Annotated in this window: 19 protein-coding genes; 14 read left to right on the forward strand and 5 right to left on the reverse strand. The window is 55.2% G+C overall.

What is annotated here, in order from left to right; all coding sequences use genetic code 11:
• Nucleotides 1-87: 87 nt before the first annotated feature.
• Together NYE48_RS03195 and NYE48_RS03200 are read right to left on the reverse strand one after the other, a co-directional pair.
• Entirely contained in the window at nt 88-4,224 is a 4,137-nt protein-coding gene (locus NYE48_RS03195) for a S8 family serine peptidase (protein WP_340996850.1), read from the reverse strand.
• 359 nt (nt 4,225-4,583) lie between these two features.
• Complete coding sequence (locus tag NYE48_RS03200; RefSeq protein WP_445324054.1) at nt 4,584-5,525, reverse strand: DMT family transporter; 942 nt, start codon at nt 5,523-5,525, stop codon at nt 4,584-4,586.
• A 356-nt stretch (nt 5,526-5,881) separates the two neighbouring features.
• Here NYE48_RS03200 and NYE48_RS03205 point away from each other — a divergent pair, with 356 nt between their 5' ends.
• Entirely contained in the window at nt 5,882-9,325 is a 3,444-nt protein-coding gene (locus NYE48_RS03205; RefSeq protein ID WP_340996852.1) for a fibronectin type III domain-containing protein, read from the forward strand.
• Nucleotides 9,326-9,419: 94 nt separating this feature from the next.
• Here the strand turns inward: NYE48_RS03205 and NYE48_RS03210 are convergent, their stop codons facing one another.
• Complete coding sequence (locus NYE48_RS03210) at nt 9,420-10,334, reverse strand: LysR family transcriptional regulator (protein WP_036715003.1); 915 nt, start codon at nt 10,332-10,334, stop codon at nt 9,420-9,422.
• A gap of 121 nt (nt 10,335-10,455) precedes the next feature.
• On the opposite strand from NYE48_RS03210, the gene NYE48_RS03215 reads away from it, so the two are divergent.
• Nucleotides 10,456-10,845, forward strand: coding sequence for a tautomerase family protein (locus NYE48_RS03215; protein WP_036715001.1), 390 nt, complete (start codon nt 10,456-10,458; stop codon nt 10,843-10,845).
• A gap of 85 nt (nt 10,846-10,930) precedes the next feature.
• Nucleotides 10,931-11,671 carry an SDR family NAD(P)-dependent oxidoreductase gene (locus tag NYE48_RS03220; protein WP_212951893.1) on the forward strand — a complete coding sequence of 247 codons (741 nt, stop codon included), beginning with the start codon at nt 10,931-10,933 and terminating at the stop codon, nt 11,669-11,671.
• Nucleotides 11,672-11,814: 143 nt separating this feature from the next.
• On the opposite strand, the gene NYE48_RS03225 is transcribed toward NYE48_RS03220, so the two are convergent.
• A complete protein-coding gene (locus tag NYE48_RS03225; protein WP_340996857.1) occupies nt 11,815-12,870 on the reverse strand; it encodes a class I SAM-dependent methyltransferase in 1,056 nt (351 codons plus the stop codon).
• A 163-nt stretch (nt 12,871-13,033) separates the two neighbouring features.
• Here NYE48_RS03225 and NYE48_RS03230 point away from each other — a divergent pair, with 163 nt between their 5' ends.
• The 3 genes from NYE48_RS03230 to NYE48_RS03240 all read left to right on the forward strand — a co-directional run bounded on the left by NYE48_RS03230 (nt 13,034) and on the right by NYE48_RS03240 (nt 14,800).
• Nucleotides 13,034-13,198, forward strand: a complete 165-nt coding sequence (locus tag NYE48_RS03230) for a DUF1328 domain-containing protein (RefSeq protein ID WP_036715957.1) — start codon at nt 13,034-13,036, stop codon at nt 13,196-13,198.
• Nucleotides 13,199-13,353: 155 nt separating this feature from the next.
• A protein-coding gene (locus NYE48_RS03235) for an IS3 family transposase (RefSeq protein WP_445323939.1) occupies nt 13,354-14,504 on the forward strand; the annotation gives its coding sequence in 2 pieces (ribosomal slippage) (nt 13,354-13,615 and nt 13,615-14,504; 1,152 coding nt in all).
• A gap of 155 nt (nt 14,505-14,659) precedes the next feature.
• A complete protein-coding gene (locus NYE48_RS03240) occupies nt 14,660-14,800 on the forward strand; it encodes a hypothetical protein (RefSeq protein ID WP_197070095.1) in 141 nt (46 codons plus the stop codon).
• 88 nt (nt 14,801-14,888) lie between these two features.
• Here NYE48_RS03240 and NYE48_RS03245 read toward each other — a convergent pair whose 3' ends face one another.
• Nucleotides 14,889-16,097, reverse strand: a complete 1,209-nt coding sequence (locus NYE48_RS03245) for a DUF418 domain-containing protein (RefSeq protein WP_445323940.1) — start codon at nt 16,095-16,097, stop codon at nt 14,889-14,891.
• Nucleotides 16,098-16,229: 132 nt separating this feature from the next.
• Between NYE48_RS03245 and NYE48_RS03250 the strand changes: the two genes are divergently transcribed.
• The 8 genes from NYE48_RS03250 to NYE48_RS03285 all read left to right on the forward strand — a co-directional run bounded on the left by NYE48_RS03250 (nt 16,230) and on the right by NYE48_RS03285 (nt 22,724).
• Nucleotides 16,230-16,946 carry a response regulator transcription factor gene (locus NYE48_RS03250; RefSeq protein WP_036715670.1) on the forward strand — a complete coding sequence of 239 codons (717 nt, stop codon included), beginning with the start codon at nt 16,230-16,232 and terminating at the stop codon, nt 16,944-16,946.
• Nucleotides 16,943-18,697, forward strand: a complete 1,755-nt coding sequence (locus tag NYE48_RS03255) for a sensor histidine kinase (RefSeq protein WP_340996861.1) — start codon at nt 16,943-16,945, stop codon at nt 18,695-18,697. The genes NYE48_RS03250 and NYE48_RS03255 overlap by 4 nt, the downstream gene beginning before the upstream one ends.
• Before the next feature lie 49 nt (nt 18,698-18,746).
• Nucleotides 18,747-19,319, forward strand: coding sequence for a class I SAM-dependent methyltransferase (locus NYE48_RS03260; protein WP_036715671.1), 573 nt, complete (start codon nt 18,747-18,749; stop codon nt 19,317-19,319).
• A 30-nt stretch (nt 19,320-19,349) separates the two neighbouring features.
• Nucleotides 19,350-19,940: a YdeI/OmpD-associated family protein gene (locus tag NYE48_RS03265; RefSeq protein ID WP_340996863.1), complete on the forward strand. Its 591-nt coding sequence runs from the start codon at nt 19,350-19,352 to the stop codon at nt 19,938-19,940.
• Nucleotides 19,941-20,131: 191 nt separating this feature from the next.
• Nucleotides 20,132-20,731: a TetR/AcrR family transcriptional regulator gene (locus NYE48_RS03270; protein WP_036715672.1), complete on the forward strand. Its 600-nt coding sequence runs from the start codon at nt 20,132-20,134 to the stop codon at nt 20,729-20,731.
• Nucleotides 20,718-21,416: a YqeB family protein gene (locus NYE48_RS03275; RefSeq protein ID WP_340996864.1), complete on the forward strand. Its 699-nt coding sequence runs from the start codon at nt 20,718-20,720 to the stop codon at nt 21,414-21,416. Before NYE48_RS03270 ends, NYE48_RS03275 begins: the two co-directional genes overlap by 14 nt.
• 222 nt (nt 21,417-21,638) lie before the next feature.
• Entirely contained in the window at nt 21,639-22,262 is a 624-nt protein-coding gene (locus NYE48_RS03280) for a hypothetical protein (protein ID WP_212951888.1), read from the forward strand.
• A 135-nt stretch (nt 22,263-22,397) separates the two neighbouring features.
• Entirely contained in the window at nt 22,398-22,724 is a 327-nt protein-coding gene (locus NYE48_RS03285; protein ID WP_036712809.1) for a thioredoxin family protein, read from the forward strand.
• Nucleotides 22,725-22,963 lie beyond the last annotated feature (239 nt).

Raw genomic sequence — 22,963 nt, forward strand, 5'->3', positions numbered from 1 at the left:
GGAAAAAACACCCCCATAGTCAGGGCCTGGCAGTTTTACGACTGCAGAGGCCCCGACATGGGGGTGTTGTTATGTGGGACGTATTTCTTAATCGATCAGATTGGTCTTAATCAACAGCTGATGCAGTGCGGCGGCAACGGTTTCGCGCGTCGTGGCGGCCTTCGGATTGAAGTTGCCTGCTTCGCCGCTAACGATTCCTGCAGCGGTAAGCGACTTCACGGCATCTTTGGCATAAGGGGCTACTTTTGCATCATCTCCATACGCGTTAAAGGATGGGTTCGATGCTTTCGCTTCCACGCCGGTCAGCTTCAAGGCTCTGTCCAAGATGACGGCCATTTCTTGGCGGGTAACGTTGGCGCCCGGAGCAAACTTGTTATTGCCGATCCCTTGAATCAATCCTGCTTGATAAGCTGCAGCAACATCGCTTGCATACCAGTCGGATGATTTGACGTCCGAGAACCCGGAAGCGGCATTGGAGCGAAGACCGAGCGAGCGTACGAGCAGGGCCGTAAACTCGGCGCGGGTCAGATTGCTTTTCGGCGCAAAAATGCCTTCGGATTTGCCATCAATGATCAATTTATTCGCAAGCGCGGTAATATCGGATGCCGCAAACGAAGCCGCGATATCGTTGAATTTCACTGTACGGCTTAATGCCGCATAGGTCGAAAATCCGGGGCGGCTGACGGTAACGATCGTCGAGCCGTCTTTTTGGGCTTTGAAGACGGACGCTACCGGAGTAATCTTTCCGTCTTCCTCGAACAATACGCCGGCCGTGTTCGGTTCTATGCTGCCCGGAACGGTAAACGCCCTTTTAATAAATGTTTGGTCGGACACTTGCACCGGAACGCGAACGGTTCCCGCCACCCAGAAAGCATCAAATGAAACAGGAGAGCCGATCACTTTGGCACCCGGGATCGTTGCTTCGAATTTGGACTTTTGATCATCCGATGGTTTGATGGACAAATCGAATCCGGAGCCTGCTGGAGCTTTGTCCAGTACGGATACCGGGATCGAGACGGCCGATCCGGATGCATTCACGACAACGGTGCTGTCGGATGAAAGAGCGCTTAGTTGCTTCACTTGGTCCGCGGTAAAAGCAATCACGGCATTGGAGCCGGACACGTTAAAGATAATGGCGGACGCGCTGTTCGCTGCCGACGCAATGGCGGATTTCAGGTCGTTGTCGCTTACCGTAGCCGTTGTCACGCCGTTTTCCGATTTAGTTACAGGAGTCACGTTGACTTGTTTTTGACCTTGTTCAACGACGGCATTCACCGAACCGCTGACGGTCGGCTGAGATGTCGAAGGTGCAGAAGGTGCAGCTGGCGAGCTTGACGATCCGCCGCCGGATCCGCCGCCGCCATTATTGTTCTCGACGGAGCTATCCACGCGGAAGGACGTGACGCCGGAATAAATGACATTCGAACCGTCAGGTCTCGTGGCGACTCCGCCGGAAGCGGTCAATTTTGCTGCGACGACGTTGATTTTATAGATCCCGTCTTTCAGGTACGACGTAACGGGCTCATTGTTTTTGTCGAGCACGGGGTAGCCGTTTGCATCGTAAGGATGGTAGGCGTTCGTAATATTTTTTAACGTGTAGGTTTGCGGTTTGAAAGACACATTGGCGTCATCGGTGGACTGAATATCCAGGAACCCGATGGTTTCGTCATCCAGATTGACGATGTCGATTTCATAATAGTTTGCGTCCTCGGCGGTCAAACGGAAAGACAAATCCGTTGAAGCTTGCGACGGACGGTTCGGATAAATGATCGAGTTCGTCACATTCAGCTCTTGAACCCCGAAGGTATTCGCAGGTTGCTCGGAGCCGACATAAACCACGAACGGCAAATGCAGCTCGGGTTGCCCCGGACTGGAAAGCACGATCCGTCCTTCATAATACTGGTTTGGCGCCGTAGACGAACCGACGTTCAAGGTTAACTGGAACGGCGTAGTGCTGTTCGCGGCAGCACTTACTTCGTTCCGGTCAAGGGTAGCCGTGATGCCGGCATTCGGGTCATTCAGCTCTACGGAAGCTGCATAAGTCAATGCCTGACCGCCCGTGTTTTTCAGCTGCAGGCTTTTCACCTGATCCGGCGAACCCGGAGCGACGACGCCAAAGCTCGCCGAAGAGTTGTAGTTAATGACGTTTTTAGGATTATAGTTTTTGTCGAGAATCGTGATCGGCTCTACCGCTTGAAGCAGGGCATTCGTATGAATCGCGTTGATGACGTTCACCCGTCCCGCGCCTTGCTGATATACGTCATAATCAGGCAGGATATCGGCGGTGTTTGCCAATGCGGCGCGAATATCGAACGGATTCCAGGACGGATGGGCTTCTTTGATCAACAAGGCCAAACCTGCTACATGCGGCGTCGCCATGCTTGTGCCGCTGATACGGTTATAGGCTTTGTCGTAGGAAACATCCGGTTTTCCTTTGCCGTAAGCCGGCCAGGTGGACAGGATATTCACCCCGGGTGCCGTAATATCCGGTTTGATGCTCAGTTTGTTGTCCGCGTTCGGACCCCAGGAGGTGAAGTCGGCTAGCTCGTCGCCCGGAATGGTTTCGACCGGGAAGTCCGGATCGAACTCAAATTGAAGCTTGAAGCCCGGATTCTCTTGCAAAGCTCTTGCCAGGGCACGGCCTTCGGATCCTTTCATGTCGAACGCCGGGATAAAGTCAAAGCTGTCCCCGACGGATACGTCGGCAAAGCCATCCCGTCCCGGTATGCTTTCGCTCAAGTCGGCGGCAGTGCCTTTGTTAATGCCGTTAAATATAACGATGGCTTTAGCGCCGTGTTTTTTGGCGTTCGTGATTTTATCAACGAAGGCGAGACTCCCTCTTGAAGCTAGGACGATTTTGTTCGTGACATCGAGTCCGACATAATCGTTTTCATCGCCGAGACCAACGTAGACGACATCCTGGGCGCCCGGGCCGATAATGTCCGCGAAATTTTCGTGCGCGGTTTCCCAGCCCATCATCTGAAGGTCGCCGTAGGTTGAATAGGTGACGCTGGTTACGCTTGTTGCGGAATCGGCAAGGCTTGGCGTCGCTTTTCCTTCGTAATGCTTGCTTTCGCTCGTGACGGCGCCAACGGCGATGCCAAGCTGCGAAGTGGCGGGCGAGCCCATCGTGAAGTAGCCCGGGCCGGCGTTGCCGTTGGCAATGACCGCAACGACGCCGGACAGAACGGCATTGTTGATGGCGATGGCGTCCGGCGAGTTGACGTCTTTCTCGGAATCGGAACCGAGCGACAGGTTAATGACGTCCATGCCGTCTTTTACGGCGCGTTCAATGCCGTCGATGACCTGAGCGGAGCTGCCTGAAGATTTGCTTGGATCGTCGAGGTTTCGTCCGAGCACCTTGTAGGCGTACAGTTCTGCACCGTATGCGACCCCTTTTTGGGCGACGTCGCTTGTTTTGTTCGCGTATTGCCCGATAATGGTTCCGGCCACGTGCGTTCCGTGATAGGTGCCCGCATAACCGGTATGGTACTGAACGTCCTCGTCGACGGTAAGCGGGACTTCCTCGTACGGGTCGTCATCCTGATAGAAGGAGTCGTAGCCGCCTTTGTACACCGGCGCAATATCAGGGTGGGTATAGTCCACGCCGGTATCGATCACGCCGATTTTCAGCCCTTTCCCGGTATAACCTTCCGCCCACGCTTCCGTGGCGCCGATTTGTTTCAGCGGGTTGATGTCGTAGCGGACGTCGCTATTGGCCGACGATTCTTCAATCGGAATCGGATACCAGATGCTGTTTTCCTGAATGGATTTTACGCCGGGAATTTTCGCCAGTTCGGGAATTTCGTTGGCCGGCACGCTGACCTCGAATCCGTTCAGGACCGTATCGTATTGATAATTGATTTCCATGTCGATGCCTTGATCGGAGACTTCGTCCAAAAATTGGTCCTGCTGGCTCTGTACGGCCGCTTCGGATGCGGATTTTGCGAGAGAACTGATGCCTTGTCTGGTCGCATATTTGCCGACGGCAGCCGGTTGACCGTTAAGCTGCACGATAACCCGGACTTTTTTGGAAGAATGGGTATTGATTTGCGGCGAGACGTAGGCAGGTTGCGACGATTCAAGGACGGATTGCAGCTCTTGATTCGAAATCTTGAAGCTTGAAGAGGATGAGGCAAGGGAGACTCCGGGAACGGCGCCAACGGTCATTCCGAGAGCCAGAGTGATGATGGGAAGCTTTCGGGAAAATAAGCCTTTCTTCAAACAAATCCCTCCATGGATATAAAATCAAGCATGCTATTCTCTCGCTACTTAAGGGGGGGTTGTCCAAATCTATTAAATGTTCCTCCTTTCTGTCAATGCAAAAATAAAACCCCCTTGAAATAGTCGGAAAAATATTAAGAATATTCTACCACCGGTTTAATAGAATATCTATACAAAATTTAGATATTTTTTCCTATGATTTTACATTGGTTTTACACAACATGATCTTGTTGCTGCAGACTCCGAATTGACGCTCAATCTTGGCTTAAGATCGTGGGGGATGGTGAGGAGGATCGTAGGTTTTATGCGTTTTGTCGCAAAAAAAGGCCCGGGTCTGTTGACCAGGGCCAAAGCGGTTTTCAGCATGCCTCCGCATGCTCTTTCATTTTGCCGTTCGTGCGCTTTCTTTTTTTCGCCAGATTGACGCCCGTCACTCCGGCGACGATCATGGCCGCTCCTACCCAGTGGTACCAGCCGAGCTGCTCGTTCAGCAGCAGCACCCCGCCGGCGATGGTGACGACGGTCGACAAGCCCGCAAACACGCTGACGGTGGAGGCCTCGAGAACCGACAGCGCGTAGTTGGACAGAAAGGACGTGACAAGGAAGGACAACACGCCCAAATAAACCATGTCGACGATAAACCCGGTTTCCTTTAGCGGCACGAAATAGGACGAGACCGTTCCTTCGGCGCCATGTTTGATCAGGGCGATCGCGTTAAACACGACAAAACCGAAAAGGATCATCATGTAGGTCAGGTCTTTCGGGCGCATCGTCCTCGTCAGTTTGCGCGCCAGCGTCGTATATCCGGCCTGGGACAACGCCGACAGCAGGATGAGCGTGACGCCGAGCAGGCTGGCGGAAGAAGAGCCGACGCCGGGCACCGCAAAAACGAGAATGACGCCGGCTACAGACAGCAGCGTGCAGAGCCGCTCAACCGATCCGGTGCGTTCCTTGAGGAAAATCGCGGCCAGGATCATCGTGAAAATCGGAACCGTCGCCTGCACGATGCCGGCCACCGCCGACGAAGCATGCTGCAGCCCGAAAGCCTGCAGGGCGAAAAACAGCGACGGATTAAGCAGCGCCAGCGGAACGACGGTAAGGAACGTTTTTTTCATCGCCTTCAATCGGGCCCAGCCCGGAAAAGCCAACAAGGAGGCGGCAACGAACGAAATCGTGAAGCGATGGGCCAGCCCGTCGAGCGGATCGGCAAAACCAAGCGAATGTTTGACGAAAATGGGCGAAAAACCGACGATGACGGCGTTGATGATCACCGCCAAAACGGCTTTTTGTTGTTGAGTCATGTTCATGTAAGCAACCCCCTTGAGTATAACGCGCGGCGGGAGGAATTTCCGCAAGGAAAGCGGGCGTCTGATTCCTCCGGACGTGATGAATTGTCTATCGGCGTTTTTTATTCTAAGCGTTCGGCCCCTGTGCTACAATACAATTCATTCGGATCTGTACCGGTACAGATCGGCGGCGCAAGGCAAAACATGTCGCGGATAACCGGCCGCTTTCTTCGCATTCCATTTTGGAGTTCTGATTGCATCGCCCTAACCGTATATTTATCAGGGAATGGCCGGCCGGCTGTCTCCCGCTAGGATGACGTTCAAAAGTTAAAGCGATTTAATTTTGCGGTGGATAGGGAAAGGAGATGCGCATGGGTACGTTTTCGTGGAAAAGGTGTCAAAAGGTTTTATCACTGCTGTTAGCCGTGTTCGTGCTGGCATTGCCGATACAGGGAACATCGCATGCCGACGGCAAAGCGGCTCCGGTTCCGCTGGCGGAATGGAAATTCGCCTCCAATCCGACGGATTTGGGCGTGTTCCCGGCAACGGGCGGGGTGCACCAACAAGCCTCGAATCTTCAGCCTGTTCCTCCAAGGCTATATTACGATTGGGACAATGATCTCAAAGCCATCCGTTATCAGGGCTGGCATCCGGAAGCAGGGAAGGAAAAATATTGGCTAGCTTCCCTGTCGACCAAAGGTTATCACAATATTGCGCTTTCTTCCGCGCAGCAAGGGAGAGGGACGACCGGACCGCGCGATTTCAGGGTGCAGTTCAGCACGGACCGGGAAAACTGGACGAATATAACGGGGAGCGGAACGAATGTGCCCGATCTGGTCCTGAGTCCGGATACGCCTTCCGCATTGAACGAGATCCCGCTGCCGCCGGCGGCTTATGATCAGGCGCAGCTGTATATCCGTTGGCTCGTCGTCACGGATGCCAGCACGAGCGGCTCGACCATCGGGGACCGGGGTTCGAGCCAGTTGATCTCGATTACGGTGACAGGAGAACCGAAAGAAACGACTCCCGGTTCCGACCAGGAAGCTCCCAGCGTTCCGGGAAGCTTGGCGGCCGGCGAAGTGACGTTCGGCAGCGTGAAACTGACCTGGTCCGCATCGACGGACAACGTCGCCGTCACGGGATACAACGTTTATCGGGACGGCACCAAAGCAGGCAGCACGAACGGCGTATCTTATACCGATTCCGGGCTTGAGGCAAACACGGCATACAAGTACACCGTGACGGCCTTCGATGCGGCAGGGAACGAATCGGGCCCGAGCGCTGCGGTAAACGTGAAAACGTTGGGCGCAACTCCTCCGCAGGAGCAGGCCGTGCTGGCCGAGTGGATTTTTTCGAATTCCGGGACCGGAGGCGTGTTCCCGGCAACGGGCGGCGTAAATCAGGGCTCCTCGAGCTTCCGCAACGTCGGCGGTTATTTCGAGGATTACGACGCCGGCCAGCATTCGATCAGCTATCAGGGGTGGGATAACGGCAGCGGCAAAAAATACTGGCTCGCCGCCCTTTCCACCAAAGGGTACGAGCAAATCGCGGTGTCCTCGCAGCAAACCTCGTCGGGGACGGGGCCGCGCGATTTTAAGGTGCAGATCAGCAGCGACAGCCAGAACTGGACGGATGTGCCCGGCACGGCGCTGAAAATGTCGCTGTCCAGCTTCAACTGCGCCAATGACGCTTGCAAGCTGAAGGAGGCCGCCCTGCCGGCAGCGGCCAATGACCGGGACCTGCTGTATATCCGCTGGGTCGTCAGCTCGAATACGAACACCAAGGGCAGCCAAGGCATCGGCAGCACGGGCTCCAGCCTGATCAAGGACATTCGCGTGACGGGAAAAACGCAAGGAAACGGACCGGGAGAAACGCCGACGACCGTTCTGAGCCAATCGCCGAAACCGGGCGAAAGCAGCGTGCTCCCATCCGCTCCGGTATCGGTCACGTTCAACAAGGCGGTTTCCTTGAACGCGGGTTCTGGCGTCAGCATCACGGACAAAAACAATAACCCGCTCGGGTCCGTAACCGTGGAAGTCGTCAACGGCAACACGTTGAACATTAAACATCCGGCCTTTGCCTACGGTCAAACCTACACGGTCAAAGTGCCAAAGGAATTGGTAAGGGGCAGGGATGACCAGGTTCCGTTGTCCCAGGATCTGTCGTGGAGCTTTACGATCCAAAATACGCAGGGCACGGCGGTCGTGCCGAAGCTGATCAACATGACTTTGAACGGGGACGCCAAAACCAGCCGTTCCTTTGCCTGGTATACCGATGTGACGACGCCGTCGGTCGTGCAGGTCGTCGAGGCTTCAAAGGCTGCGGGAGGCGGCTTCCCGGAACAGGAGGCGTTGACGTTCCAAGGGGCGACCGAGGAAGTTCAAACCTATGTCACCAAAGCGGACCGGACTTCGAACAAGAAGAAGAAATTTTACAGCCATAAAGCGACGGCGGCCGGGCTGGTGCCGGGGACGGCGTACAAATACCGCGTCGGCAGCGGCGCGGCGGACAGCTGGAGCGCGGTGGGCAGCTTTACGACGGACGCGGCGGGAGCCCAGCCGTTCCGCTTCATCGTCGGTTCCGATTCGCAGGCTTCCAGCAAAACGGATTTCGAGCCGTGGGCGGATACGTTCAAGAAAGCCGTGCAAACGATCGGCAACCCGAAATTCCTCATCAATGCGGGAGATTTGGTCGATAACGGCGACCTCGAAGAGCAGTGGCAGTGGATGCTGGGGGTTGCGCAGGACCAGCTGCTGAACGTGCCGATCGTTCCGGTGCTTGGCGGCCACGAGGTGCAGGATTACGACGGCGACGAGACGACGCCGAACTCGAATTTCTATCATCATTTCAATCTGCCGAAGCAGGTGGTCGCAAATACGCATGACGGCTCGGTGTACTCCTTTGAGTACGGCGACGCGCTGTTCCTGGTGTTCAACTCCCAATATGCCGGGGAGCTTGCGGGCAACGGCAAAGACATCAAGGAGCAGGATCCGCAGTTTGCCGATCAGGTCGAATGGATGAAATACGTCGTCGCCAAAAGCAACGCCAAATGGAAATTCGTCGCCTTCCACAAAGGGCCGTATTCTGCGGGCGACAATGCCGGGGAGTGGGAGGACGACCGGGTCCAGTTTTATAAAAGGGTGCTCGTTCCCGCCTTTGACGAAATGGGCATCGACATGGTGTTCGAAGCGCATGACCATATGTACATGAGATCGTACCAAATGCTTGATGACAAGGTGGTCCCGACCAGCCAAATCACGTACGATGCAGAGGGCAATGCCGTCAACCCGAAAGGTACGGTATACCTGATGTCCAACGCGCTCGGGGATAAGTTCTATACGAAATATCCGGGGTATAACGATTATTTCGCGGCGATCGACGCCCAGCCGAACAAAAAGATGTTCACCGACGTGTCCGTTTCCGGCGACGTGCTGAAAATGAAAGCTTACACCGCGGCCAAAAAAGACGAAAAGCCGGGCGACAACGGCGTGAAGCTGTACGATCAATACGGCATCAAGCGGACGGATACGAAGCCGGCCAAAGTCCAAAACGCGTCGGTCCAACAAAGCGGCGGCAAAGCCGTCCTTTCGTGGAAAGCGCCGTCTTCGGGCAGCGAGCCCGTTCGAGGTTTCCGCATTTACGAGAAAAACGGCAAAATCAAACCGTATTGGAACGCGTACGTGAAAGCCGAAGCGGGCAAAACCGACTACAGCTTTTCGGTCGGAAACATCAAGGCATCGGAAACCTACGAGTTCGTGATCCGCGCGGTCGGCAGCCGAATCAATTCCGATCCGGTCGAAGTGCGGTTGAATTAGGAGAAGAAGAGATCGGGCCAAATTATACGAACATGGCAAAAACCCGGGGCTTGCGCCCCGGGTTTTTCCGTGCAAGTGCATCGGTCGACGTTATTTACGGCTGCGTGCCGACGGCGGAGGAGGCCGCGCTCCGTGCCAGCTCCTCTTTCAGCCAGCGGTACAGCTTCCCCGCAGCGAGGCGCGGCGGGTACTCGGCCGCCTTGCATACGATGCCGCAGGTGAGATCGATCCGGTCCTCCTGCAGCGGCCGGACCGCCGTTCCGTCAGGCTGGGGACATAATACGGACCAGGGGACGAGGGCGCATCCGATGCCGCTTTTGACGTAATATTTCAAGGCCGACATGCTGCCGATCTCGACCGTATCCGGGGGATGCCCGCCCGACTCCTGCAGGAGCGTCTCGAGCTTGCGGCGGTACGGGCAGTCGGCCGAGGTGATGAGCAGACGGTGTTTCCGCAAATCGGAAACGGCGATCTCGCGCTTGTCCGTGAGCGGATGATTTTCCGGGAGCAGGACGACGAACCGCTCCGTGAGCACCGGCTCAAAATGCAGATCCGTCCCGAACGGCGGCGGGGAACATAAGGCCAGATCCAATTCGCCGCGGTGAAGCTGCCGGCATAACGTTGGAGAATTGGCGATCGTCACGGACACGCGAATTTTGGGGTAGTCCCGCAGAAACCCGGCCAGAATGTCCGGCAGCCGGTAGCTGGCGATCGGTTCGACCACGCCGAGCCGTACGTCGCCGGTTTCCCCGAGGGCGAGCCCCGTTATCGTGTCCTGGAGCTGGTCGATGTCCCGTACGATGGGCGCGCTTTGTTCCAGAAAGAGGCGGCCCGCTTCGGTCAGCTCAAAGGTTTTGCCGCGTTCGATCAACCGCGCGCCGAGCTCGGCTTCAAGCTTTTGGATCTGCATCGTCACGGTGGACTGGGCATAATTGAGTTCCTCCGCCGCACGGTTGAAGCCTCCAAGCGCTACGATCCGATGAAAGGTTTTGACGGCTTTAAGGTCCATGGTCCCTCCATAATTGTTCAATATTTTTGAATTATTAATTCATATAATTCAATTATACAGATAGATCGGGGTCGGATACAATGATTTTGCCGGCAATACATCATCAAGGAGGCGTTAGAGCATGCCGTTTGTACGCATAGATCTGCATCACGGGAAATCCAAGGAAGAACTGTCCGTGATCAGCCGCTCGATCCATCAGGCCATGGTCGAAACGATCGATGTCCCGGAGGACGATTATTTTCAGGTCATTACCCCGCACCCGCCGGGCGAATTGTTATACGATACGGGATACATGAACATCTCCAGGTCGGAGCAGCAAATGTTCGTTCAAATCACGATGAAGGAAGGGCGTCCGCTGCGCAAAAAACAAGCGCTGTATGCCCGCATGACAGAGCTGCTGGAGATGAATGCGAAGGTTCGCCCGCAGGATGTGATGATCATTTTGACGGAAAACACGCAGGAAAACTGGTCGTTTGGCAACGGAGTGGCCCAGCTTGCTCCGGAAGCATGATGTTATAGAGGGCGCGATTGCGGAAGCGTGGAAGCCCCAAGCGCTCAAAGGCGCAAACCAATGAAATGAAAGGAGAGGGTTCCAAATGGACTTACGAGGTAAAAAAGCTTTGGTTACCGGCGGCGGCACGGGCATCGGGAGGGCGGTTTCCCTTTTGTTGGCGGAACGCGGGGCGTCCGTGGCCGTCAATTATTCTCGGTCGGCACAGGAAGCGGAGGAGACGGTGCGCCTCATTCAGAGCCGGGGAGGGCAGGCTTTTGCCATTCGGGCGGACGTCTCCCGCGAGCCGGAGGTGAAGGCGATGGCAGAAACCGTTGCGCAGCGGTGGGGAACCATCGACCTGCTCGTCAACAACGCCAGCGTGACCCGCCATATTGCGATGGACGACCTTGAAAGCATCAGCGACGAGGCGTGGGACGAACTGTTCGGGATCAACGTGAAGGGCATGTTTTACTGCGCGCGGGCAGCCGCTCCTTACATGAAAAAGCAGGGGAGAGGGGCCATCGTCAACGTCGGCAGCATCGCCGGCATTACGGGGACGGGGTCGTCGCTTCCCTATGCGGTTTCCAAAGCGGCCGTGCACGGTTTGACCCGTTCGCTCGCCAAGGCGCTTGCGCCGCATATCCGCGTGAACGCCGTCGCTCCCGGCGCCGTGCTGACGAGATGGTGGGAAGGCCGCGAGCGGCAAATGGAACAGCTGGCGGGCAGCCTGCTGCTGGGGGAAACCGCATCTCCCGAGGACATCGCCCATATGATCTGCGCCGCGCTGGAGCAGGAAGCGCTGACGGGGCAAATCATTACGGTGGACGCGGGGCAATCGATGTAAGGCGGACATGCCGCCTGCCGGTTGCAAACCTAAATAAGCCTATTCCGCTTGGCATGATCCGGGAGTAGGCTTATTTCTTTCATGTGAATAATTTTTTGCCTTATGAATCCTGTTTGAAGCATTATCCCGCATCCGATGGCGGCTTATCTGACCTTCGCCACGACGCCGTTATGGACTTTGATGCAGCCGTGGCGGCGGATGTCAAAGCCGTTTTCGTAAATATAAAGCCCCATCTGCTGAACGGCCATCAATTCGCGGTACGTATGGTTCATCACGTCGGCCATGATCCGGTAGAACAGGCGGGAGCGCAGCTGGTTTCTGGGCGTCGTCATGACGGCATAACCTCCGGGCTTCAAAAAGCGGCGATGCCAGTCGACCACTTCCGGTTTCATCTCATCCGGGAAATGCTCCAGCAGCCCGACGGACAGCACGAGGTCGAATTCCTTGCCGAATGGCAGAAGCCGGATATCGCTCACCACGTATTCGATGTTGAAATCGGTTTTGAAATAGACCTTCGGGCCGCCGGTCCCGGGATTGTCGCCGAGGAAGGGATAACTTTCCGGGAACTCGGCAAAACGGGTGCTGCGGCAGTATTCGTCGTAGTCCACCAGCACCACCTCCGCCCCGGGGTACATCGCCGCAAGCTGCATCGCTTCGTAACCTTCGGCTGCGCCCAGGAACAGAATCTTCGGCTTTTCCACGTCCAAGCCCTCGAATAACGCCCGCTTTCCCCGCGGATCCCAGATGCCGTCCTGGATGCGGTGCACGTAATTCCATAGATGGATGCGGAAGGCCTCTCCGAGAGCCTCGCGGATTTCCTTCATTTTAAAAGCCTTTAAACTTTGGAAAAACGCTTCCTTGCTCCGGTCGATTTCGGCCGGCACGTCTTTGACGAACCATTGATGAAAAGAGCGGTTGAAATAAGTCCAGGCCGTATGGGCGTCCATCGGCGCGTCGTGCGCTTGTTCCCATGCTTTGCGGTCCCGGGCGACGGTTGTGACCTCATAAGGCTTGCCGACGTCTTTCCAAGCCAACACGGACCAGTCGCGGACCGGATTGAGGCAAACGAATTTCTGGTATTCGCGGGAAACATGCGGACGCAAATCCACGCGGTAATTCGGCGTCAGCTCCGTAAGGTCCGGGCTCGCGGAAGAGCCGCCGCCATCTGCATGGACGGTTTTCCCGGCATCCGTCTTCATGGATCGTCCCTCCTTTATTTTACAATAGGGCTTTGTGAATGCGTTTACAATAAGCATATGACAAAATCCGGAATATGATTATGATCCTTTTTCCGGTTCAATCGGCCGCAGAGCGGTTACAAGTAAGTATCGCACCAAACTTTGATAGAAAAGGGTGATTGATATGTTAGGATGGGCATTTCTATTTTTGATCATAGCCATTGTCGCCGGGATTTTCGGTTTCTTCGGCATCGTGTCGGCGGCCGTCGGCGTCGCGAAGGTTTTGTTCTTCATTTTCCTCATTTTGTTTATCGTTTCGCTGTTTTTCGGACGCGTCAGAAGAAGCTGACGCACGCCTGAAAAGCAAGGTTGGCATGAACAGTATGCATGAAGAAAAAACGGGCGTTCTCCTGGGAAGGTGGTATCATCCCCTCATGGTAGACAGTGAAAAAAGAGATCATGTTACAATGAACTCAAACACTGGAAACCGGAGGGGATTTTTGTATGCCAGCGAAGAAAGGGCAAACCTTTAATCGATATAGTGAAGAAACAAAGAAAGAAGCCGTCCGTCTGCGAGTCGAAGAAGGCTGGACGTACAGTCAAATCATGGAGAAATTCGGAATCAAGAGTGAGACCCAAATCATCACTTGGGTTCGTAAAAGCCAAAACGGAGAGAGCTTTAAGGATTACCGAGGACGTTGGACGAAGAAGCATTTTAGTAGCGCAGAAGAAGAAAATGCGTATTTGAAAGCGCAGGTAGAATATCTAAAAAAGCTCAATCCGAATTTGCACGGGGAGGGAAGTTGGATTTCGAAGCCCGGTGCCAGTCCATTCGAGAAGTAAGCAAGTGGGCTCCCGTGACTTGGCTGTGCAGAATCGCTGAAATTTCACGTGCAGGCTACTATAAATGGAAGAAGAATATTGTCCTCAGAGTGAAACGGGCAGATCAAGATGCAGATCTAAAGGCACATATCCTGAGCATTCATCGACTTCGTCCGTATTTCGGCTACAAACGGATGCGCACGGCTCTAGCTAAAGAAGGGTTTGTGGTGAATCACAAGAAAGTTCGACGCTTGATGAGAGAACTTCATATTCGTTCTGTGATTCGCAAAAAACGTCCATTTGCTGGCCGAAAACCGTCCGTGCTGTTTCGTAATGTCTTAAATCGGGATTTCACGTCCGGGGCTGCTCAGAAGAAGCTCGTGACTGATATTACCTATGTCCGGATCGGACATGAGTTTGCCTACCTCTCGGTTGTCATGGATTTGTACAACAACGAAATTGTGTCCTGGGAACTCTCCGAGCGCAATGATTTAAAACTGGTCACGGATACCGTGAAGAGACTCCAGTGTGGACCTGCCTTACTCCATTCAGACCAAGGGTTTCAATACACGACACAAAGCTATGCCAAACTGCTGGAAGAGAAAGGACTCACAGGGAGCCATTCCCGACGTGGGAACTGCTTTGACAACGCTTGTGTCGAGTCTTTCTTTTCTCATCTTAAAACCGAAAAGTTGTATCTGGAGAAGCCTCAAAATTTAGAGGAAGCAAGGTTCCAAATTACGGAGTACATTTCGTTTTACAACAAGGAACGTTTCCAAAACAAACTCGGCAACCTCTCCCCGATTGAATTTCGGGAAAAAGTCGCCGCTTAATGAAAATTTCTCTTTTTTTATTGTCTACTTGACGGGGCTATGACCAAGGAGCGCCCGTTTTTTTGCTGCCCCCGCATGCGTTTCCATGGTAACATGGAGCCATGCAGAGAGATGTCTAACCTTTTTCTAATCCCCAATGAGCGGAGGCATGATCCATGCAGGAATTCATCGGCAACTGCCGCGGCTGCGGCAAAGCGATTTATTGCGAGAACGGCTTTTTGAACGGAACGGTGCAGGAGGACCAAACGCTGGAATGCTTTGAATGCCAGGAGCAGCGCCGGGAGTCCGAAGACTGAACGTTCCGCGCCGATTGCCCGTCATACCGTGCACGCTTCGATGTACCCCGTCTCAAGCAGCGGCCAATTTCTCTTTCTGTACGTGCTTTTAGGCCTCTACGGCCATCGTTTTGGCCTTTTTACGCTTGGCTTTTCCGTCCAACGAAAAATACGTCCACATTCTCAGCACCCGCTCCACCGGCCCGGATTTGAACCGTGTCAGGTACCATCCGCTGGCAAGCAGCTGCACGCCGTAAATGATGAGCCCGAGCCCGCAGCCGGCGATGACGCCGGCCTTGCCGAACCAGCCGAGCCCGTAGCCGTAAAAAAGCGTCGTGCAGATGACCGTTTGCATCAGGTAGTTGGTCAAGGAAAGCCTGCCGACGGCTTCAAACCGCTCCATTAAAGGGGAGGGGGCCAACTTCGCGTACCATAAGGAAAAGCCCATGATATATCCGATCGACAGCGCGAACCCGCCTAGCATTTCCCCGGTGCCCGCACCGATCATTTCCGGGAATAACAGATGGAAAGATTTCATCGCGAGTCCGAGCGGAATAAAAATCAGCATCCCTCTCCGGTACATGCCTTTGTTTTCGTCAGGGTCGGCAAACCATCCCTTTTTCGCGGAATACATCCCCATCAGGAACATCGGCGCTGTCATCAGCGGGGAAAGCAGGACCATAACCAGAATGAATGCGCCGTCGTTGCCGAGCGGATTGGCCGTATTCCGGTCATGTTTGATTTCCGCATAGGAACCTTCGGCGTACAGCGTAACCGTCGATTGAACGTAATTTTCGATCCGGTGGTTCATCGCCTGCATTTCTTTGTCGGCCTTATCTTCGGGCGCCAGTCCGATCAGCCCCGTCACCGTCAGGAAAATGATGCTCCACACCATCAGCGTCTTCGGTTTTCGGTTCATGAAGATCAGCAGCAGGAGGCCGATCGCGCCGTAAAACAACAGGATGTCCCCGTCCCACAAAAACGTGCTGTGGAGAAGGCCCAAGGCGATCAGCATCGCAAAACGCCGCGCCAACGGCCAGCCCGCCTTGCGGTTTTTGGCGTTTAAGCTTTCCTTCATCTTGATCATGCCGAACCCGAACACAAAGGCGAAGATCGGCATAAAGCTGCCTTCGACCAGCACCTGGAGAATGTTGTGCGCCGCCGCGTCGGCGGCCGGAACGTGGAATAGATGCAAGATGTCTTTTCCGAACATTCCGTATTGAAAAATAAGCATGTTGGCAAGCAGGATGCCCAGCAGGCTGAATCCCCGCAAGCCGTCGATCAGACGAACCCTTTTGCGTGTCGTCAACGTTATCACCTCACGACCACAATACCAACCCCCATTGAAGCGAAGCTAAAGGAAACCTTAACGCTGGCTAAAGCCGCCGTTTTTTTGTTTAGCTGGAATTAAGAACGGTCTGATACAATGCTATTTGAGGTGGTTTTTTCGATGTATAACGCCAAAATTTTGCTTGTTGACGATGAAAAATCGATCGTTCAGCTCATCGAGATGGTGCTGCGGAAAGAAGGCTTCCGCCACATTTATGCGGCCTATAACGGACAAGAAGCGCTGGAGCTGGCTGCCCGCCATTCCTTCGATATTATCCTGCTGGACGTCATGCTGCCGGATCAGACCGGGTTCGAGCTGTGTCCGCAAATCCGGCGGCTGTCCGACGCGCATATCATTTATTTGACGGCCCGGACCTCGGATTTGGACGTGCTTACCGGCTTTGCCACCGGCGGGGACGATTACGTCACCAAGCCTTTTAATCCGCTGGAAATCGCCGCCCGCGTCAAGGCAAGGCTCCGCAGAACGGTGGCCGCCGCCCCCGCGAAAGCCGTACCGGAGGAATCCCGCGGCAGGTACGATTTCGGGCGGTTCGTTCTGGACGAATATGCGGGAACGCTGATCGTCGGCGGCAAGGAAATGCCGTGCCCGGCCCAGGCGTATCAGCTGCTGCTGTTTTTATGCAAGCATCCCGGCATCGTTTTTTCCAAATCGCAGCTGTATGAGGAAGTATGGGGCATCGACGGGCTGGGGGACGACAACACCGTCATGGTGCATATCCGCAAAATCCGCGAGCGGATCGAGGAGGATCCCGGCGATCCCAAGCTTTTGGTCACGGTCCGCGGCCTCGGCTACAAGCTGATGAAGGTGGACGCATGAAGCGGATCCGGACCCGTTTGACGCTGCACTTTACGTACCAGGTTTTGCTGCTGTGGGTGATGATTATCCTCACCTTGGCGGTTTTGCTTTTGACCTTGATCAGTTACCTCGTGAACCAGGATTTGAAGCGGACGTTTTCGACCAGCGCGCTCGACGGCATCACGACCGAAACCTTTATTGAAAACGACCATGTCAGCATGAATAAGCGCTGGCAAGGTTTGCTGAAGGAACGCGGCTACTGGCTGCAGGTCGTGAACGAATCGGGAAACGTCATTTATGACGTGAATGCGGGGGAGGATTTAAAAACCTCCTACGGAGCGGCGGAGCTGCTGCACATCCAGGAAACGCGGCGTCTCGGTCCCTACCGGGTGGAGACGTTGCTCGAGAGCGAGGCTGACGGTATGCATTCCGTCCTGTATCTGATGGGCTCGAAGGATGTAGGCGCGCAGCGTTTAGAGCAGTGGTTCCGGCAGTATGGCAGCGGCGGGCGCATCCGTCCGGAAGCGGAGAGCAAGATCAAGGCGGAGCTGACGGGGGATAAGGATTATTTGCAGGTCGTGAGCCCTTCCGGGCAAATTCTGCAATCGGTCGGACAGGCCGAGGCGAAGAAAAGCAAATACGGCGCGCTGGAGCTTGTGTCCATGCGGGTGGAACCGGGCAAATATCCGGTGGATTTATCGGTATATTTCGACGAAAACTCCGGTTATACCTGGCTGCTCCATCAAGGCAAGCCCGAGAAGGAATTCGTGAAGCAGACGTTTTTCCATGACGTGATTCTCGTGCTCGTGGCGATCGGGGCGGCGGTGCTTGTGCTGACGTTCGGCATTTCCATTTGGCACGGCTACCGCTACGGACAGCCGCTGATGCTGTTTGCGAGCTGGTTCGAGCGCATGAGCCAAGGTCGCTACAGCGAAGCGCTGACCGAAAAGGAGCGCAAAAAAGTATTCCGCAAAAACGGCAAAATCCGCATGCGGTACAGGCTTTACAAAGAGGTGATCGCCGGGTTTTACGACATGGCCACCAAACTCGACGCTTCCCAGCGGGAAAGGAAAATGCTTGAGCAGACGCGGGAAGAATGGATGACCGGCATATCCCATGACCTGCGGACGCCGCTGTCGACCATCCAAGGGTACGGCCATTTGCTCGAAAGCGGGCAGTTCGCCTGGAATGAAGCCGAGCTGAAAGAGATGGGCCGCATGATCCGGGAAAAAGGGGATTTTATGCTGGAGCTGCTTCAGGACTTTTCCCTGACGTTCCAGCTGAAAAACAAAGCGATCCAAATTCCGTTGCAGCCGATCGAGCTCAACGAATTCGTCCGCCGTTCGGTGCTCCGTTACGTCAATGACGCCACGGTGGATACCGCTACGTTTTCCTTCGAGGAATGGGACGGCGCTTTGGCGATCCTGGCGAATCCGAAATGGTTCCGGCGGATGCTGGACAATATCCTCACCAATGCCGTCAAGCATAACCCGGAGGGAACGGAGATTACGGTCCGGACCGGAAAGGACGGCGGGCAGGCATGGATCACGGTGGAGGATAACGGCAAAGGGATGGACGAGGAAACGAAGCGCAACCTGTTCGAGCGCTATTACCGGGGGACGAGCACGGATGAGACGACCGACGGCGCCGGGCTGGGCATGAGCATCGCCCATGCGATCGTGATTGCGCACAAGGGGCAGATTCAGGTGGAGTCCGAGCCTGGGCGGGGAACGACCGTGCGGATGGCATTTCCGTTCATTGAATCCAATTGATGGGAAATGCTAGAATGGACTCACCCGAACATGACAAGGAGGACGATCCATGCATGACAAACGATTCGACCCGACGCTGATCTCCAGACTGGACAATCCCGAACGGCGCAAAAAGCTGCCGCCCGAAGAGCTTCTTGCCCTGCTTGAACTGAAAGGCGGCGAGGATATTTTGGACGTCGGCGCCGGCGCAGGTTACTTTACGTTCCCGGCGGCTGAAAAAACGAGCGGCACCGTGTATGCGCTGGACGCGCAATCCGAGATGCTGGACTATCTGCTGAGCCGCTTGGAGGAAAGCGAATTCGACGGCAACATCGAAATCATCCAGGGCGAAGCCGAACAAATCCCGCTCGATGACGAGCAGGTCGACGCCGTCATCTGTTCGATGGTGCTGCACGAAGTGGAGCCGCTTGCGCAAGGGCTGAGCGAGATCCGGCGCGTGCTGAAGCCCGGAGGCAAGGCGCTGTGCATCGAGTGGGAGGTCGCCGACACCGGGAGCGGGCCGCCGCAAGCCCATCGCGTTTCCTCGGCCGATATGGCCCGCATCTTGAAGGAGACCGGTTTTCAGGTATTAAGCACGCGGCCATGGACCGAAGCCTTTTACAGCATCGTATTTCAGAAGTGAAAACGCGTCTACACGGAAAGGAGCATCCTGATGGCTAAATCCGGAGGACAAGCGGAATGGCCGCTGCAGCTGTGCGCAAACCAGCAGGAATGGGAAGCTTGGCTTGATGCGAATCATCTTGAATCGCGCGGAGTCAGGCTGCAAATCGCCAAAAAAAACGCGGGGCTAGCTACCGTCAGCTACGCCGAGGCGTTGGAAAGCGCGCTCTGCTACGGATGGATCGACAGCCGCAAGGAGGCGCTCGACGAGCGCAGCTGGGCTCAGCGTTTCGGGCCGAGAGGAAAGGACAGCCTCTGGTCCGAGATCAACCGGGAGAAGGCGGAGCGGCTGATCGCGGAGGGCCGGATGAAGCCGGCCGGACTTCAGGCGATCGAAACGGCCAAAGCCAACGGACGCTGGGATTCGGCCTACAAGCCGCAAAGCCGCGGCGGGCTGCCGGCGGAGCTGGAGGCCGCCTTCGCCGAACATCCGCAGGCCAAGGCGTTTTACGACACGTTAAACAGCCAAAACAAGTACGCGATTGCGTTTCGCATCCATAACGCGAAGAAACCCGAAACCCGCGCAAGAAAGGTAGAGGAATTCATCCGCATGCTGGAAAACGGGGAGAAGATTTACCCTTGATTCGTGAAGGAAAGGAGCTGCGGCGCGTCCGGGGCTCCTCTTTTTTTTGTGCGGCCCAAGAGCCGTTCGGAGGATTCATGCCATGATTCGCCGTTTTTGGCCAATAGGTGTTTTCCTAAAACAGACTATTGACGCCATCTTTAGGCGCGGATAAAATTTTACCTATCGGTAGGTAAAAAAAGGGGGGCATCATGAAAAAAAGGGAAGTGACCTCGCAGCAGCTGATCGAGGCGGCGACCCTGCTGTTTGCGAAGCACGGCATCGAAAAAACAAGCCTCGCCATGATCGCGGCCGAGGTCGGCATGACGAAACCGTCGATCTACTACCACTTCGCATCGAAAGAAGAACTGGTCGAAAAAGTGTTCGAATTTATGTTCAGCGACTACCATTTTGAAGCGTATTTTTCCGTGTCCGATTTCAACGAACGAAATTTTGCGGAGAAGCTCTACCAGGGAGGCCTTCGCATGTTTCCGGAGGATGACGGCAATTTGCATGCAGCGATGCGGCTGCTCCACGAGTTCATGCTCACGGCCGGCCGCGGCACTCCTTACGGCGATCGCGTCGCCCGGATGCAGCAGGCGTTTTTGGACGGCTTTCGCGGGCTGCTGCAGCATGGGGCCGATCTCGGGGCGATTCCGCAGGAAAACGTGGAAGCCAAAGCCTATTTGCTGGCGCTTGCCATCGATAATATGACGAGCTACATGATGATGGGAATCCGACTGGACTATGAAACCATATGGAAGGAAGCGGTGAACAGCGTGTTCCGAAAAGGGGGAAATGTCATTGCATAACGTGATGGAATTTACGGAATTAGGGCTGACCCGGACCGATAAAACGGTTGTTTGGACGTTTTTCCCGGTGGCGGGTGCGGCAGTCGGGTGGTTTCTTCCGAAGCTTGCCCATTGGGCGTTAAAATTGCCGTGGGTTCCTTTCGAGGGCCCGCTCAAATTGGTATCTTCCCTTCAAGGGGGCTGGGTGTCGTTTGCCACGGCTGCGCTCGGAGCCCTGGTCGGAGGATGGATCTCGCTCGTGGCCATGAGGGAAACGCTGCAGATTCGCCTTTCCGATCAAGAGGTCAACCTGCGCATCCGCGGCAAGGAGCGGTCTTTTAAGCACGGGGAAGTGGCCGCCGTATTTGTGGACAATAAGCAGCTCGTTCTGCTGGGGACGGACGGCCAGGTGCTGTACCGGGAAAAACCGGAGACGAAGCGGAAGAAGCTGGCCGAGGCGTTTACCCGGCATGGCTACGATTGGCGGGAGCAAGACCCTTTCGAAGGCGAATATTCGAGATGGGTGCCCGGATGCCCCGACCTTTCGCCAAGCGCGAACGCGCTTTTTGCGGCGCGGGAGAAAGCGATCGGCAGAGACGAAAAAGAGGACGCGGAGGACTTGCGCCGGGAGCTTTCGAAATTGGGCGTGACGGTTCGCGACGAAGGAAAGCGCCAGTATTGGCGCATGCACGGGCGGAAGCCTTAAACCATGGCATCCAGGCGCCCGGGGGACGAAAATGGCATTGCGCAGAAGGCCCGTTTTCAGAAGGTCTGTTCCTTTGGCCGCTAACGCGGGTTATCAGCATAAAGATAACGGCGGCTGAATAAGCTTCTTACGAGCGGAAGGAGCGGAGGATGGGAGCATGCGCCCATGCGGGGCGCTGTCTGCGGCTTCCGCTGCTGCATCAGGGCGAAAGGAGCCATGCGTATGCTGTTGAACATGAGTATGCTGATTGTCTTCATTTATACGGTGTTATGCATCATGTACGTCCAGATGAACCGCCATTTGCTCGGAAATATGACCGGCACCGTCGTCGCGATGACGACCGGATTGATGTCGAATTTGACGATCGGCGTCATTCTCGGCATGGTGTTTGCCCAAAATCTGGTGCTGTCGACCGGAATTTCGATCGTCTTTTGCTTTGCGATCGGGTTCATGATCGGCAGGCCGCTCGGACTGCTTGCCATCGTGGAAGGAATCGGCGGGGGCATCATGGGCGGCGTTCACGGGGCGATGCTGGGGGAAATGATCCCCGTGCGCCAGTGGGACGCCATGCTGTTCATTACGGATGCGATGTACATCGCCGTCACGGCTCTGGTCATTTACCTGATTCAGGACCGCAAGCACCGCGAGGAACAACCCGCGGCGGCCGCCGTCAAGCCGGTCCGCACGTCTGCCCAAAGTCCCGCTCCCGGAGCGCCTGTGCGCTACTCGTTCTGGATGATCTACATCGTCCTCCCGGTCGTCGTGTTATGCGTCGCCGCCTGGCTCGGGCACAGCCCCTCCGGATGGGAGACGCCGTCCCCCGGTCACGACATGCATGCGATGTAGCCCTTTTGCAAACCCGGCCATAAAAGGCTAAAATAAGAGAACGGTTCGGGCTGTGACGAAACTCATTGACAGCTCCCGAACGGAAGCTTCTCGGATGAAGCCGCAAAAGACGCTGGGTAAAGGGGATTACAGAACATGGAACGAATTCAAACGCAGCAGCAATACGAAGAATTGATCAACCGCGACAAACTGACCGTCATCAAATACGATGCCAGCTGGTGTCCGGATTGCAAGACGCTTGACAAATTCCTGCCTGACATCATGGCGAAACACGCGGACAAAGAGTTTTACGCCATGGACGTGGAGCAGTTCGAGGAGATTACGAGCCAAAACGAAGTGCGCGGCATTCCGAGCCTTCTCGTATATAAAAACGGCGAAAAGCTGGCCCATTTGCACAGCAAATTCGCCAAAACGCCGGCCGAGATTTCCGAATATCTGGAGACGCTCGAATCCAAAAAATAACGTTCCGCCCTATGGCGGACGGGCATGACCGAAAAAGCACCGGTCTTCTACCTGCAAGCAAGCGGGGGAAGGCGGTGCTTTTTTTTGCTGTTCCCCATCATCTTTCCACCTTGTTCCACCCTGTTCCATCCGCCATAGGTAAAACTCCTCCCGCCAAAGACGGCGAAGCCGTTTACGCTTGCGTTCTGAAATTCACGAATCATGAAACCGGCTTTCCGCCAATAAGATAGGAACGTAAG

Origin of the sequence: Paenibacillus sp. FSL M7-1455 (assembly GCF_038004655.1) — a bacterium.
Classification (GTDB): Bacteria; Bacillota; Bacilli; order Paenibacillales; family Paenibacillaceae; genus Paenibacillus_AQ; species Paenibacillus_AQ cookii.